This is a genomic window from Vibrio sp. (assembly GCF_047973365.1).
In the GTDB taxonomy this organism is placed as follows: domain Bacteria; phylum Pseudomonadota; class Gammaproteobacteria; order Enterobacterales; family Vibrionaceae; genus Vibrio.
Genome location: NZ_JBKEBW010000057.1, coordinates 1 through 14,283 on the forward strand (window position 1 = coordinate 1; position 14,283 = coordinate 14,283).

At 44.9% G+C, this 14,283-nt stretch carries 10 protein-coding genes and 1 pseudogene; 4 read left to right on the forward strand and 7 right to left on the reverse strand.

Annotation, left to right across the window (positions count from 1 at the left end; genetic code table 11):
* The 3 genes and pseudogenes from cca to ACK5MF_RS08170 form a co-directional block, all read left to right on the forward strand.
* Positions 1-442: pseudogene (cca, locus tag ACK5MF_RS08160) on the forward strand (multifunctional CCA tRNA nucleotidyl transferase/2'3'-cyclic phosphodiesterase/2'nucleotidase/phosphatase); the annotation flags it as partial.
* 321 nt (positions 443-763) lie between these two features.
* Complete coding sequence (locus tag ACK5MF_RS08165; protein ID WP_416921126.1) at positions 764-1,039, forward strand: transcriptional regulator; 276 nt, start codon at positions 764-766, stop codon at positions 1,037-1,039.
* Positions 1,032-2,267 carry a type II toxin-antitoxin system HipA family toxin gene (locus ACK5MF_RS08170; protein ID WP_416921128.1) on the forward strand — a complete coding sequence of 412 codons (1,236 nt, stop codon included), beginning with the start codon at positions 1,032-1,034 and terminating at the stop codon, positions 2,265-2,267. The genes ACK5MF_RS08165 and ACK5MF_RS08170 overlap by 8 nt, the downstream gene beginning before the upstream one ends.
* Before the next feature lie 155 nt (positions 2,268-2,422).
* Here the strand turns inward: ACK5MF_RS08170 and eno are convergent, their stop codons facing one another.
* From eno to rlmD, 5 genes are all read right to left on the reverse strand, one after another.
* Positions 2,423-3,724, reverse strand: a complete 1,302-nt coding sequence (gene eno / locus ACK5MF_RS08175; RefSeq protein WP_416921130.1) for a phosphopyruvate hydratase — start codon at positions 3,722-3,724, stop codon at positions 2,423-2,425.
* 80 nt (positions 3,725-3,804) lie between these two features.
* Positions 3,805-5,445 carry a CTP synthase gene (locus ACK5MF_RS08180; protein WP_416921132.1) on the reverse strand — a complete coding sequence of 547 codons (1,641 nt, stop codon included), beginning with the start codon at positions 5,443-5,445 and terminating at the stop codon, positions 3,805-3,807.
* A gap of 205 nt (positions 5,446-5,650) precedes the next feature.
* Complete coding sequence (gene mazG / locus ACK5MF_RS08185; RefSeq protein WP_416921134.1) at positions 5,651-6,454, reverse strand: nucleoside triphosphate pyrophosphohydrolase; 804 nt, start codon at positions 6,452-6,454, stop codon at positions 5,651-5,653.
* Positions 6,455-6,524: 70 nt separating this feature from the next.
* Positions 6,525-8,747 carry a GTP diphosphokinase gene (gene relA, locus ACK5MF_RS08190; RefSeq protein ID WP_416921136.1) on the reverse strand — a complete coding sequence of 741 codons (2,223 nt, stop codon included), beginning with the start codon at positions 8,745-8,747 and terminating at the stop codon, positions 6,525-6,527.
* A gap of 91 nt (positions 8,748-8,838) precedes the next feature.
* Positions 8,839-10,164: a 23S rRNA (uracil(1939)-C(5))-methyltransferase RlmD gene (gene rlmD / locus ACK5MF_RS08195; protein ID WP_416921138.1), complete on the reverse strand. Its 1,326-nt coding sequence runs from the start codon at positions 10,162-10,164 to the stop codon at positions 8,839-8,841.
* 162 nt (positions 10,165-10,326) lie between these two features.
* On the opposite strand from rlmD, the gene barA reads away from it, so the two are divergent.
* Positions 10,327-13,113, forward strand: a complete 2,787-nt coding sequence (gene barA, locus ACK5MF_RS08200; RefSeq protein WP_416921140.1) for a two-component sensor histidine kinase BarA — start codon at positions 10,327-10,329, stop codon at positions 13,111-13,113.
* A 57-nt stretch (positions 13,114-13,170) separates the two neighbouring features.
* On the opposite strand, the gene acpS is transcribed toward barA, so the two are convergent.
* Together acpS and pdxJ are read right to left on the reverse strand one after the other, a co-directional pair.
* The gene (gene acpS, locus ACK5MF_RS08205) at positions 13,171-13,548 is read right to left on the reverse strand and encodes a holo-ACP synthase (protein ID WP_416921142.1); all 378 of its coding nucleotides are present in this window, start codon (positions 13,546-13,548) and stop codon (positions 13,171-13,173) included.
* Entirely contained in the window at positions 13,548-14,279 is a 732-nt protein-coding gene (pdxJ, locus tag ACK5MF_RS08210; protein ID WP_416921144.1) for a pyridoxine 5'-phosphate synthase, read from the reverse strand. The genes acpS and pdxJ overlap by 1 nt, the downstream gene beginning before the upstream one ends.
* Positions 14,280-14,283 lie beyond the last annotated feature (4 nt).

Here is a 14,283-nt window from a genome sequence, read left to right on the forward strand (position 1 = left end):
AGAGTGGCCAAGTCATAAGATGCACAGCCATACAGGTGTCAAAATCATTAAAAAACTATGCGAACCAGTACGAGTACCTAAACAGTTCAAAGATCTGGCACTGCTTGTTTGCGAGCAGCACTCAAACATCCACAAAGCAGCAGAATTGAAAGCCAGTACCAAACTTAAGATTCTAAATACCATCGATGTATGGCGTAAGCCAGAGCGTTTAAAAGAGGTTTTACTCTGTTGTCAGGCAGACCATGCAGGGAGATTGGGTTGTGAAGATAACCCCTACCCACAAAAAACGATATTTGAAGATGCTTACAAAGCAGCACTCAGCGTTGAAGTGAAAGATATTATTGCCGACGGCTTTCAGGGCAAAGCGATTCGCGATGAGTTGGAGAAAAGACGGATTCTCAATATATTGTTAGTAAAATCCGAACAATTGAGCTTGGATTAGAAACACGAAAATGGATCAGAATGGTTGATAAACCAGTAGCCACGACGACTGACTCAAATCTTCACACACGAATAGGAGATAAGCTCTGAATAAGTTAGCGTACACTTTCTGATTGTGGCTGTAGTTGTTAAAGGGTTTGGCATTAGGCTGACATAAATAAACTGCCAGGAATATCGAAGCTATCGGAAATCGGTTGTCCAAGTATGTTGGTTCATTTTAATGAACCAATGATCACCATTGCTTCACATTTGCTATAGTAATATCAATAAAGTCAAAACTTGCGCTATAATCGACACCATAGTAGCAACTTGTGAGGCATGTATGTTATCTCTTTATACCGCTTATGATTTGCAGATGGATCTCAAAGAGTTTATCAAATCCGCTCGGAAAAAAGATCAACTTAGTGTTCAGAAGCTGGCCGCTCTCTCTGGCGTGCCTTACGCGACTATCCGAAAGTTTGAATCATCTGGCAACATTTCATTGCGTCAATTTCTCATGCTCTATGAGACAGTCGGTGACTTGAAAAAAGTGAAAGAGCTGACAAAGTCCTCTAAACCTGAATTTAAATCAATAGAGGATGTGCTTAGACATGCTTAAGTCTGCCCTAACCGTAAAGCGAACGCTTAGCACCGGTGAAAAGGTAATGGTTGGCAAGCTTGCTGAAAATAGTGAGCAAAGTTTCTTTCAATTTGATGAGGCTTATTTAGACGCTCACTCAACCTCCCTAGCTCCGTTCAATTTAAAAGCTGATACAAGCCTGCAAGTAGCTCCTAGAAAACCGCACTATGGCATTCACGGGGTTTTTGGCGATAGTCTCCCTGATGGTTGGGGTCTTTATCTCATGGATCGTGTATTTAGACAGAACAATCATAACCCAAAGGAAGTTACCGCCCTAGAGCGTTTGGCTTACCTAGGTGATAAGTGTATGGGTGCGTTGAGCTATGAGCCAGAGTTAGATTTACTTGCTGATTCCAAGGAGTCGATTGATATAATAACCCTTGGTCGAGCAGCGATTGAAGAGTTTGAAGGCACCGAGTCTGTTTTGCTTGAGCACTTGATGAATACTGGTGGATCAGGCGGCGCTAGGCCAAAAATGAACGTGACACGTTTATCGAATGGGCAATATTCAACATTAGATGACGCTCGAGGAACAAAGCTGATCGTAAAGCTAACATCTGAAAAGTTTGACTTGAAGCACTCTGAATCATTAGTCGAATATTGTTACATGCAGATGGCCCGTAATGTCGGCATTGAGGTTCCTGACTTTAATTTAATGGATGCGGGTAATGGACAATTTTGGCTAGAGCAGGAACGATTTGATTGCACCGTTCAAGGCGGTCGAATCCATATGATTTCTGCGTGTGGGTTGTTAGATGCACCTTTTCGCGAGCCTTCGTTGGACTATGTGGATTTAGTTAAAGCTACGCGCATTATGTGTAGTGTCACTGAGTCTCAGAAGCTCATTAAGCGCTGCATGTTTAATTACCTAACCGTTAACCAAGATGATCACAGTAAGAACTTCAGTTTCCTTGCCAGTGATGCCGATCACTGGACGCTCTCGCCTTTCTACGACATTGTTTATAGCCCTAACCCTTACAAAGAGCATATGACGGCATTTGGTGGTAATGGCCGAACGCCAAAGAGCGCACTAGACCAATTAGCGGCTCAGTCGGGGTTGTCTTCAAAGAAAGCGATTATGGTTATGGCTGAGGAAATATTTGAAACAACACGCTCGTTTAGTCATGAGGCCAAACATCTGGGCTTGTCATCTAATCTAATCAAGGAGATTGATAAAGATATGGTAGAAAAATTTAAGGCGCTATAAGCTTCTTCGATACGGATAAGTTGGTTGCTTTCTTTTAGGTATAGCAGCAACACGGTCAGAACAGCTCATCGCTCTAATCACCCGTATTAAAAAAAAAACCCCCGCCGAAGCGAGGGTTTCAAAGTTTATATAACCAATATTAACTCAACTAAGACTTAAGCTTGGCCTTTAACTTCTTTAAGACCGTTGAAAGGAGCACGACCAGCTAGTGCTTCTTCGATACGGATAAGTTGGTTGTACTTAGCAACGCGGTCAGAACGGCTCATAGAACCAGTTTTGATTTGACCTGCAGCTGTACCTACCGCTAGGTCAGCGATAGTTGCATCTTCAGTTTCGCCAGAACGGTGAGAGATTACTGCTGTGTAACCTGCATCTTTAGCCATCTTGATTGCAGCTAGAGTCTCAGTTAGAGAACCGATTTGGTTGAACTTGATAAGGATAGAGTTAGCAATGCCTTTCTCGATACCTTGAGCAAGAATCTTAGTGTTAGTTACGAACAGATCGTCACCAACTAGTTGGATCTTGTCGCCTAGAAGTTTAGTTTGGTGTGCGAAACCATCCCAATCAGACTCGTCTAGACCGTCTTCGATAGAAACGATAGGGAATTTCTCAACTAGACCAGCTAGGTAGTGGTTGAACTCTTCAGAAGTGAAAGTTTTACCTTCACCTTTCATGTTGTAGATGCCAGCAGCTTTGTCGAAGAACTCAGATGCTGCACAGTCCATAGCTAGAGTGATGTCTTTACCTAGAACGTAACCAGCAGCTGCAACAGCTTCTGCGATAACTTCTAGCGCTTCAGCGTTAGATTTTAGGTTAGGAGCGAAACCACCTTCGTCACCAACTGCAGTGTTGTAACCTTTAGACTTAAGAACTTTAGCTAGGTTGTGGAATACTTCCGCACCCATGCGTACCGCTTCTTTAAGAGTTGGAGCGCCAACTGGTTGAATCATGAATTCTTGGATATCAACGTTGTTATCTGCGTGCTCACCACCGTTGATGATGTTCATCATTGGTAGAGGCATAGAGAATACGCCTGCAGTGCCGTTTAGCTCAGCGATGTGCTCGTATAGAGGCATGCCTTTAGCAGCTGCTGCTGCTTTAGCGTTTGCTAGAGATACTGCTAGGATTGCGTTAGCACCGAAGTTTGATTTGTTTTCAGTACCATCTAGGTCAATCATGATTTGGTCAACAGTAGCTTGGTCTTTAGCATCTTTACCAACTAGAGCGTCAGCGATTGGACCGTTTACAGCTGCAAGTGCTTTAAGAACACCTTTACCTAGGAAACGTGATTTGTCGCCATCTCGTAGCTCAAGAGCTTCACGAGAACCAGTAGATGCGCCAGATGGAGCAGCTGCCATACCAACGAAACCGCCTTCTAGGTGTACTTCAGCTTCTACAGTTGGGTTGCCACGTGAGTCGATGATTTCACGACCTAGAACTTTAACGATCTTAGACATTAATGTTTCCTCTCGTTGAATTTAAATGTCAAAACTATAAAGGACAGCTGCACAACTTAAAGCAACTGTCCGTATCCTTGTTACTTCTCAGATTCACCGCGTTGGAACTCACCCGCTGCTTTTACGAAACCAGCAAATAATGGGTGACCATCACGAGGGGTTGATGTGAATTCTGGGTGGAACTGCGCTGCTACAAACCATGGGTGAGCAGGGTTCTCAATCACTTCAACCAATTTCTTGTCAGCAGATAAGCCTGAAACTTTTAGGCCAGCTTTTTCGATCTGCGGACGAAGATTATTGTTTACTTCATAACGGTGACGGTGACGTTCATGGATCGTCGCACTACCGTAGAGTTGGTAAGCTTTAGTACCTTTTTCCAGGTGGCATAGCTGAGAACCCAGACGCATTGTGCCGCCAAGATCAGAAGTCTCAGTACGCTCTTCAACGTTACCTTCACTATCTACCCATTCAGTGATCAAACCGACCACAGGGTACTTAGTATTTTTGTTAAATTCTGTTGAATGTGCGCCTTCCATACCGACAACGTTACGAGCAAACTCGATAAGCGCTACTTGCATACCTAGACAAATACCTAGGTAAGGAACTTTGTTTTCACGTGCGTATTGAGCAGCCATAATTTTGCCTTCAATACCACGGTCGCCAAAGCCCCCTGGAACGAGAATTGCGTCAAGACCATGCAGAACTTCGAAGCCACGAGTTTCTACGTCTTGAGAATCTACATATTTAATCGTTACATTCAAACGATTTTTTAGACCTGCATGTTTTAGTGCTTCGTTTACTGATTTGTAAGCGTCTGGTAGTTCAATGTACTTACCTACCATGCCGATGGTGACATCACCTGTCGGATTCGCTTCTTCGTAAATGACTTGTTCCCATTCGGATAGATCAGCTTCAGGAGCATTGATACCGAAACGAGTACAAACTAAATCATCCAAGCCTTGCGATTTAATCAATTGAGGGATCTTGTAGATTGAATCTACGTCCTTCATTGAAATTACTGCTTTTTCAGAAACGTTACAGAAAAGTGCAATTTTCTTACGCTCGTTTGCTGGGATCATTCGGTCGCTACGACAAACTAAGATGTCAGGCTGAATACCGATAGATAGCAGTTCTTTTACCGAGTGTTGAGTTGGCTTAGTTTTCACTTCACCTGCTGCTGCAAGGTAAGGAACGAGAGTCAAATGCATGAACATTGCGTGTTCACGACCGACTTCGATTGCCAACTGACGAATCGCCTCCATAAATGGTAGAGATTCGATATCACCAACTGTGCCACCAACCTCAACGATAGCCACATCGTGACCTTCGGAGCCCGCGATTACACGGTCTTTGATAGCGTTAGTGATATGCGGGATAACCTGAATAGTTGCACCAAGGTAATCACCGCGACGCTCTTTACGTAAAACGTCAGCATAAACACGACCTGCAGTAAAGTTATTGCGTTTGGTCATCTTAGTACGAATAAAACGCTCGTAGTGACCAAGGTCTAGGTCAGTTTCTGCGCCGTCTTCTGTAACAAACACTTCACCGTGTTGAGTTGGGCTCATAGTGCCTGGATCAACGTTGATGTAAGGGTCAAGCTTCATCATGGTCACTTTAAGACCGCGAGCTTCTAAAATAGCGGCAAGAGATGCTGCTGCAATACCTTTACCTAGAGAGGATACGACCCCGCCAGTAACAAAAATATAATTTGTCGTCATGTTTAACCTGAAATTGGTTGAATGAGGGAAATGGATTTCTTCTGGACGGGACGAAACTATACCAGAACCCATTTACCGCCACAACGTGAAATCTATCACACTCAGTTTTTAATTTTTTGCTTCAAATCAAATAGCCTCATTGCAGAATGCAATCTAGGCAATTTAATTGGGTTAATTTTGCCCCAAAAACCGTGTCGAGATTTTTTTACTCAACACCTTTTTCCTGTCTTTTTACTCGCTCCCACATGCTATCTAATTCTTGCAACGTAAAGTCCGTTAACGCTTTATTCTGCTCTCTTACTTGAGATTCAACACCTTGAAATCGTCTTATAAACTTACTGTTGGCTTTAGTAAGAGCCACTTCTGGGTCTTTTTTCAGATGGCGGACTAAATTGACGGTAGCAAACAGCAAATCACCCAGTTCTTCTTCAACTTTCTGCTCATCCACCTCAATACTGATGGCTTCTGCTACCACTTCTTCAATTTCTTCATGCACTTTGTCGACAACAGGTCCTAACGTTGCCCAATCAAAGCCGTATTTAGCACACTTTTTCTGAATCTTATTCGCTCGCGATAACGCGGGCAACGATTGTGGTATAGAGTCTAGGATACTTTGCTCGCTTTTGCCTACTTGGGCTTTTTCCAGCAGTTTTTCCTTTTCCCAATTAGCATTTAATTCTGCTTCATCCGCAAATTTTACATCTGAAAAAACATGAGGATGGCGACGAGTCAACTTTTCATTCACCGTTTCCACCACGTCACGAAAATCGAACAATCCTTTTTCCTGTGCCATCTGACTGTAGAAAATTACTTGGAAAAGCAAGTCTCCCAACTCTTCTTTTAAGTTGGGCCAATCTTGGTTATGAATCGCATCCACCACTTCGTAGGTTTCTTCAATCGTATATGGCACAACACTTTCAAACGTCTGCTTGTTATCCCAAGGGCAACCGGTTTGCGGATCACGCAATTTCGCCATGATATCGACGAGCTGTTCAATTGGATGGGTCATGTTGATTTCCTTATAAAAGAAAAAGGTAAGTGACTCACCACTTACCTTTAATTTCAATCTGTTATTTGATTTATCCGAGACGTTTGACCAGCATGACGTCTTTCACTTGCTCTAAACGTTTCGAGACCCGAGACAACACTTCGATGTTGTTGACCTCCAGTTCGAAATCCATGATCACAATTTGACGCTTGTAGTCACTACGGCTCTTCATGGTGATCACTTTCACCTTTTCGTTAGCAAGCAGGCTGGTGATATCTTTTAACAGCCCAACTCGCTCCATCGCTTCGACGCGCAGAGTTAGGATATACGAACCAACAAAACCAGAGCCCCAAACGGTATCAATGATACGTTCTGGCGCATGGTGACTCAGTTCTTCCAACTGTTCACAATCGCTTCGATGCACCGAAATACCGCGACCTTGCGTGATGTAACCTTTGATTTCATCACCCGGGATCGGCTGACAACAACGCGCCAGATGGGTCATCAGGTTATCGACGCCTTCAACCACGACCGCATCTTTATGCGGACGGTGAAGCGCTGACGATTTCGATTCATCACCCTTGAGCTTTTCAAGCACAAGTTTGTCTTCTTCTTCCGCGCTTGGCTTATTCACTAATGCATTGATATGGTTAACGATCTGGTTGATACGTAAATCACCACTACCGACACCAACATACAGTTCATCAGCACTGTTGACGTTAAAGCGTTTCAGAGCATATTGCTCCGCGTCTTTTAACGTTGCCCCGATTTTCGATAACTCTGTTTCTAAAATTTCGCGTCCAGCTTCGAGGTTTTTCTCACGACTCTGTTTACGGAACCATGCGTTGATCTTGGCACGAGCACGGCCAGAATGAACAAAGCCTGTTGCCGGGTTTAGCCAATCGCGAGACGGGTTCGGCTCTTTGGCTGTGATGATTTCAACCTGATCCCCCATATGAAGTTTATGGGTGAATGGCACAATGCGTCCGCCCACTTTGGCACCAATACAACGATGCCCTACCTCAGAGTGAATGTGGTAAGCAAAATCGAGTGGTGTTGCGCCCATGGGCAGGTCGACCACATCGCCACGCGGCGTAAAGGCATACACACGGTCGTCAAATACCTGGCTGCGAAGTTCATCCAACATCTCACCGGAGTCAGACATCTCTTCTTGCCAATCGATCAGTTTACGTAGCCAGGTAATTTTCTCGTCGTAGCCACTGCGTCCACTGCTTGCACCTTCTTTATATTTCCAGTGCGCAGCAACGCCCAGTTCAGACTCTTCATGCATCTGCTTAGTACGGATCTGAATCTCAATCGTTTTGCCTTCAGGGCCAAGAATCACAGTATGGATCGACTGATAACCGTTCGGTTTTGGGTTTGCCACATAGTCATCAAATTCACTAGGAAGATGCTTAAATTGAGTATGCACTACGCCTAAAGCGGCGTAACAATCTTGTAGTTTATCCGCGATGATACGCACTGCTCGCACATCAAACAGTTCATCAAATGCCAGATTCTTCTTCTGCATTTTGCGCCAGATACTGTAAATGTGCTTTGGACGGCCGCTCACTTCAGCATTAATGCTCGCCGCTTTCATTTCAGCACTTAAGTTGGCGACAAAGTCACGGATGTACTGCTCACGAACAATTCGACGCTCAGAAAGCTGTTTTGCGATCTGCTTGTAAGTGTCCGGTTGTTGGTAGCGGAATGCGTAATCTTCAATTTCCCATTTGAGCTGACCGATACCTAGACGGTTCGCCAGAGGTGCATAGATGTTGGCACACTCTTTTGCCGCCGAGCGACGTACGTCATCGGGCTGATCTTTGACTTCACGTAAGTTACAGATCCGCTCAGCGAGCTTAATCACCACGCAACGGAAGTCGTCTACCATTGCCAGCAACATGCGACGTACGTTATCGACTTGCGCTGATGCTTCACTGCCTTGCATGGTGATATTGAGTTGACCAATCGCTGCCATCTCTTCGACGCCAGCAATTAATTTAATGATCTCTTTACCGTAATGTTCTTCAACTTCTTCGCGATCCATTAAGCCACTGGTCACAATTGGGAACAACAACGCTGCCACTAACGTTGGGCGGTCCATTGATAAAGTGATCAAAATTTCGATCATTTCACGACCGCGCCATAACAATAACGGGCCTTTGGCGTTACCCACCAAGAAGTGCTCACATTGGTGATACACCTCTGCCAGTTTTGCCGCTGTTTTCGGGTCTTGCCGTAAACTAGAAATCCACTTTTCTAGCTCAAACTGTTCGTCTGGGTTTAAGTGTGCGCTACGTACCGCGACCATCTTTTTATCCTAATTCTTATAATTTGCGAGCTATTCTACTCTGGTTAGACAACGGATATCCGTTAGCTAACCAAGTTTTACACTTTTATTTTTAGTCTTTATTTTTTACAAATAGAGCCATCGATTCTAAATGGCTGGTATGTGGGAACATATCCAACATACCAAGTTTTTTCAGCTGATATCCCTGCTCTAATAAGCTTTGACTATCACGAGCAAGCGTAGCAGGGTTACAGGAAACATACACAATTTGCTCAGCACCTAAACAGGCAAGTTGGTCAACAATTCCTACCGCACCCGCCCGAGCAGGGTCAAGCAGAACCTTATTAAACTGCTCTTTTGCCCAGATTTCTCCGGCAAACTCTTGTTCAAGGTTTGCCTGATAAAATTCGACGTTGTAAATGTCGTTGAACTGAGCATTGCTTTTGGCAATTTCCACCATGTCATCCACACCTTCAATGCCGACAACTTTATTTGTCAGTTTAGCCAATGGCAGGCTGAAATTACCTAAGCCGCAGAACAAATCTAGCACACGATCGTCTTTTTGAACGTCCAACCACTCAAGCGCCTGTTCAACCATTTTCTGGTTAACCTGCTGGTTTACCTGAATAAAGTTACTTGGCAAAAATGGAATTGTGACGCCAACTTCCTGATAATAAGCTTGTTCACCCTGCACTTTATCCAGTTGATTAGCATTCGGCATCAGATAAAGAGTTAACTGATGTTTCTGCGCAAACGCTTTGAGTTGCAACAAATTCTTCTCAGCTAAAGACGAAAGATGGCGCAAGACTAATACGGATGTATTGTCGCCTTTAACCAGTTCCACATGACCAAGTTGCTCCGGCTTTTTAAATTCACTCAACAGTGATTTCAATTCAGGAAGCAGTGCATTCAAACTCGGTTCCAGCACAGCACAATCCGTTACCGTGACAATATCTTTGCTCTGCTTACGACGAAATCCAAACTGCAACTGTTGATTCTTTTTGTCCCACATCATACTGATACGAGCACGACGACGATAACCTTTCTCTGAGCAAGCAACCGGAGCAGAAAGAGCAAGCTCCTGCCCGGCAAATTTACTCATCAACTGGCTTAATGCTTGTTGTTTATGCTCTATCTGAGCTTGGCGAGCAAGATGCTGTAAATCACAACCACCACATTGCGAATAGTGAGGACAGAAAGGCGCAGTACGCTGCTGACTTGGCTTGAGTACTTTAATTAACTTAGCGCGTGCAAATTTGCTTTTGCTTTCGGTCAGTTGAATTAAAACTTCTTCATTTGCCAATGCGCCATCGATAAAGAGCGGTTTGTTATCAAGATAGGCAATGCCGGCGCCTAAATGATCGAGCTTTTGAACGCTCACTGCTTGATGTTTTGTATCTAAAGCGCTGCGCTTTTTCGGTTGGAAGAAACGTGCCATGTTCTGTGCCTAATGTATTTGTTTTTGCCCCAGCGTCACTATTCTGCTTGGGGAGCATTGTCGAAGCTAAGGTTCTTGAATTAAGCTAACCATAATTTGAATAGCTGGCTAGCTGCAAAGTCGGCTATTTTCCCATATCCACACCATGATGTTTAGACAATAATGACCAGATACGGCTTACGCGCACGTGTAATTACACTCACTTTGGCTCCAACATTGATTATCGGGCTACTTTTGAGTGCGTTATTCTCATTCAACCGTTATCACGATTTAGAGACACAAGTGCTCAACTCGGGTGCAAGTATTATCGAACCGCTAGCAATTGCCAGTGAAGACGCGCTAAAAAATCAAAGTCGAGAGTCGGTAAGACGCATCATTAGCTACGCACATCGTAAAAACTCAACCATAGTGCGCAGTATTGCGGTATTCGATGCCAATCATGAACTCTTTGTAACCTCAAACTTCCATCCGAACTTTGAAACTCTGATGTACCCGAAAGATAAGCCGATTCCGGTACTCAGCAGTTCTCAGCTCGATGAAAATACTCTGATTCTTCGCACTCCAGTTCTTGCCGAAACGCTGTTTAATGATAGTTCAGCGAACAATTCGTCCGCACCAGTGCTTGGTTACATCGCAATTGAACTCGATCTTTCCTCACTGCGATTACAACAGTATCAGGAAATATTCTCTGCTTGTTTGGTGCTAATTCTTGGTCTTGTGCTGTCGGGAGTGTTCGCATTCCGATTAATGCACGACGTTACCCGCCCAATCATTCACATGAAAAACGTGGTTGACCGAATCCGTCGCGGGCATCTGGATGTGCGAATTGAAGGACGAATGCACGGTGAGTTGGATGACCTGAAAAAAGGTATCAACGCCATGGCGGTGTCGCTGTCGGAATACCATGTGGAGATGCAGCACAGTATCGACCAAGCCACGTCGGACTTGCGTGAAACTCTGGAACAGCTAGAAATTCAAAACGTTGAGTTGGATATTGCGAAAAAACGCGCGCAAGAAGCCGCGCGCGTGAAGTCTGAATTCCTCGCCAACATGTCACACGAGCTGCGTACCCCATTGAACGGTGTTATCGGCTTTACACGTCAGATGCTGAAAACTCAGTTGACCAACAGCCAAGCGGATTATCTGCAAACCATCGAGAAATCAGCCAATAACCTGCTGACCATCATCAACGATATTCTCGACTTCTCGAAACTGGAAGCAGGCAAACTGGCACTGGAAAACATTCCATTCGAGTTCCAAGACTCGCTGGAAGAGGTGGTCAACTTACAGGCGGCAAGTGCACACGAGAAAGGGCTGGAAATCACGCTCAAAGTGGATCCAAAAATTCCAGCAGGCTTGGTGGGGGATCCGCTGCGTATTCAGCAAGTACTCACTAACTTGGTGGGTAACTCCATTAAATTCACCGAGCGCGGCAACATTGATATCAGTGTGGAAATGCGTTCTCAACGCGATGACTTCGTTGAGTTGCAATTCATGGTGCGTGATACCGGTATCGGTATTTCAGAGCGTCAACAAGCTCAGCTTTTCCAAGCTTTCAGTCAAGCCGACGCAAGCATTTCACGTCGTTATGGTGGTACGGGTCTAGGTCTGGTTATTACCCAAAAATTGGTCAGCCAAATGGGCGGTGAAATCAGTTTAACCAGTCGACTACACCAAGGTTCAACTTTCTGGTTTAACCTGCGTTTGATGACGACAGATTTACCAATGCTCGACTGGTTTGATCCTCAGGCTCTGCGTGATAAGCAGATTCTGCTTGTCGAGCCAAACATGCAGGCAGCATCGATTGTTCAGCACACTTTAGTCCAAGCAGGATTGAATGTGGTTTATCGCTCAGCAATTCCAAGCGAATCTGAACAATATGATTATGTGCTACTTAACCTTGCGCCAAGCAAAGAGACCGATGAATCTTTGGTTCGGCAATGGGTTGAAAAAGCGCTTTCCATTGCGGCAAATGTGGTTATCGGTACCCCAAGTACCGAACTGGCACTCGCCGATCTGTTAATGCAGAAGTACCCAGTGCAATGTATTACCAAGCCACTGTCTCGTAAGAAGTTGCTACAGACGTTGATCGCCAATCAATCTGCTCGGATTGAAAATAAACCCAAACCCATTGCGCACATCGAAAAACTGCCACTGACGGTAATGGCGGTTGACGACAACCCAGCCAACTTGAAACTGATCACCGCCCTGCTGCAAGAACGCGTCGATACTGTAGTCTCTTGCAGTAGTGGTGAAGATGCCGTTGAGCAAGCCAAAACGTGTCATTTCGATATCGTCCTAATGGACATTCAGATGCCTAAAATGGACGGTGTGACAGCGTGTAAAGAGATTAAGAAACTAAAGATTAATGCCAAAACACCTGTAATTGCGGTCACCGCTCATGCTATGGAAGGTGAACGTGAAAGGCTGCTCAAAGCTGGTATGGATGACTATCTCACTAAACCGATTGAAGAACACATTTTGCAGCAAGTGCTGCTGCATTGGAGCCCAACGCCTAAGTCGGAAAATGTGATCGCGCTTGAACCTCAAGAGCCTATCGAATTGGAAGAGATCCACATTGACGAGCCAGCAGTAGTAAACACCGCCATTGCTATCGACTGGCAACTAGCTTTAAGACAAGCGGCGAACAAAGAAGACTTAGCACAAGATATGCTCAAAATGTTGCTAGCGTCGTTTAAAGAGGTCAATCAAGTGATTGAATTGGCGTTAAGCGATGATGAATACCCTGCGACCGATCTGCTGCATCATATTCATAAGCTGCACGGTAGCTGCTCATACAGCGGTGTGCCACGTTTGAAGAAAGTGTGTGAAACGCTTGAGCAAACCCTACGTTCAGGCGCGAGGGTGCAAGATGTAGAACCAGAACTGTTTGAACTGCAGGACGAGATGGAGAAAGTGGTCGCGAACGCGCAGCCATTTATAAGCTAGTTTTTGCACCTCTCCCTCAGTTGAGGGGAGAGGTGCAAATTTCACACTCAAACAATATCAGGATTCCACAATCACCGTTGCCACCGCGTAGTGACGTTCATCTGAAATAGTCAGGTGAACAGAACAAACCGAAGCAGCTTGAGCAATTTGCTGCGCTTTTCCAGATAACGTAAGCACCGGCTTACCATTGTCATCATTGCTGATTTCAAAATCCTGAAAGCTCACGCCGTGTGCGATACCTGTACCTAACGCTTTTGAAGCCGCTTCTTTAGCCGCAAAACGCTTAGCCAAATAACGCGCTTTCTGTTTTAGGTGAGTAAACACGTCCAGCTCACGTTCAGTCAGAATTCGCTGAGCAAAAGCATCACCACTACGATTGAGCGCCTTTTCTATACGCGCAATCTCAGCAATGTCTGTTCCTAATCCAACAATCATTAACGACGCGCATCCAGCATAATAGCTTTCATATCGGCTACTGCTTTTGGCAGGCCATCAAATAGCGCACGACCGATGATGGAGTGCCCGATGTTCAACTCATAAATTTCTGGAATTTGCGCAATGGCCGCTACGTTATGATAAGTCAAACCATGGCCTGCGTTGACTGTGATACCTTGATCAGAAGCGTAGCTTGCTGCTGCTGCAATCTTTTTCAGCTCATCTTGTTGATCCGCTTCGGTTTTCGCATCCGAGTAATGACCTGTGTGAAGCTCGATAAACGGTGCGCCACATTTCTTAGCAGCATCAATTTGCTCACGGTCAGCATCAATAAACAGAGAGACTTTAATGCCCGCTTCGGTCAGTTTTTGCGTTGCCGCTTTGACTTTTTCAAACTGACCAATCACATCCAGCCCACCTTCAGTGGTCAGCTCTTCACGTTTTTCCGGCACAAGGCAGACAAACTCTGGCGCTGTATCTAAAGCAATTTGAACCATCTCATCTGTGACTGCCATCTCCAGATTCATGCGAGTCTGGATGGTTTCTTTCAGAATACGCACGTCACGGTCTTTGATATGACGACGGTCTTCGCGAAGGTGAATAGTAATGCCGTCAGCACCCGCACGCTCAGCAATTTCCGCGGCATGAACTGGGTCTGGGTATTGAGTACCACGTGCGTTACGCACGGTTGCAATATGGTCAATATTAACGCCTAAATAAATTGAGCTCATTTTC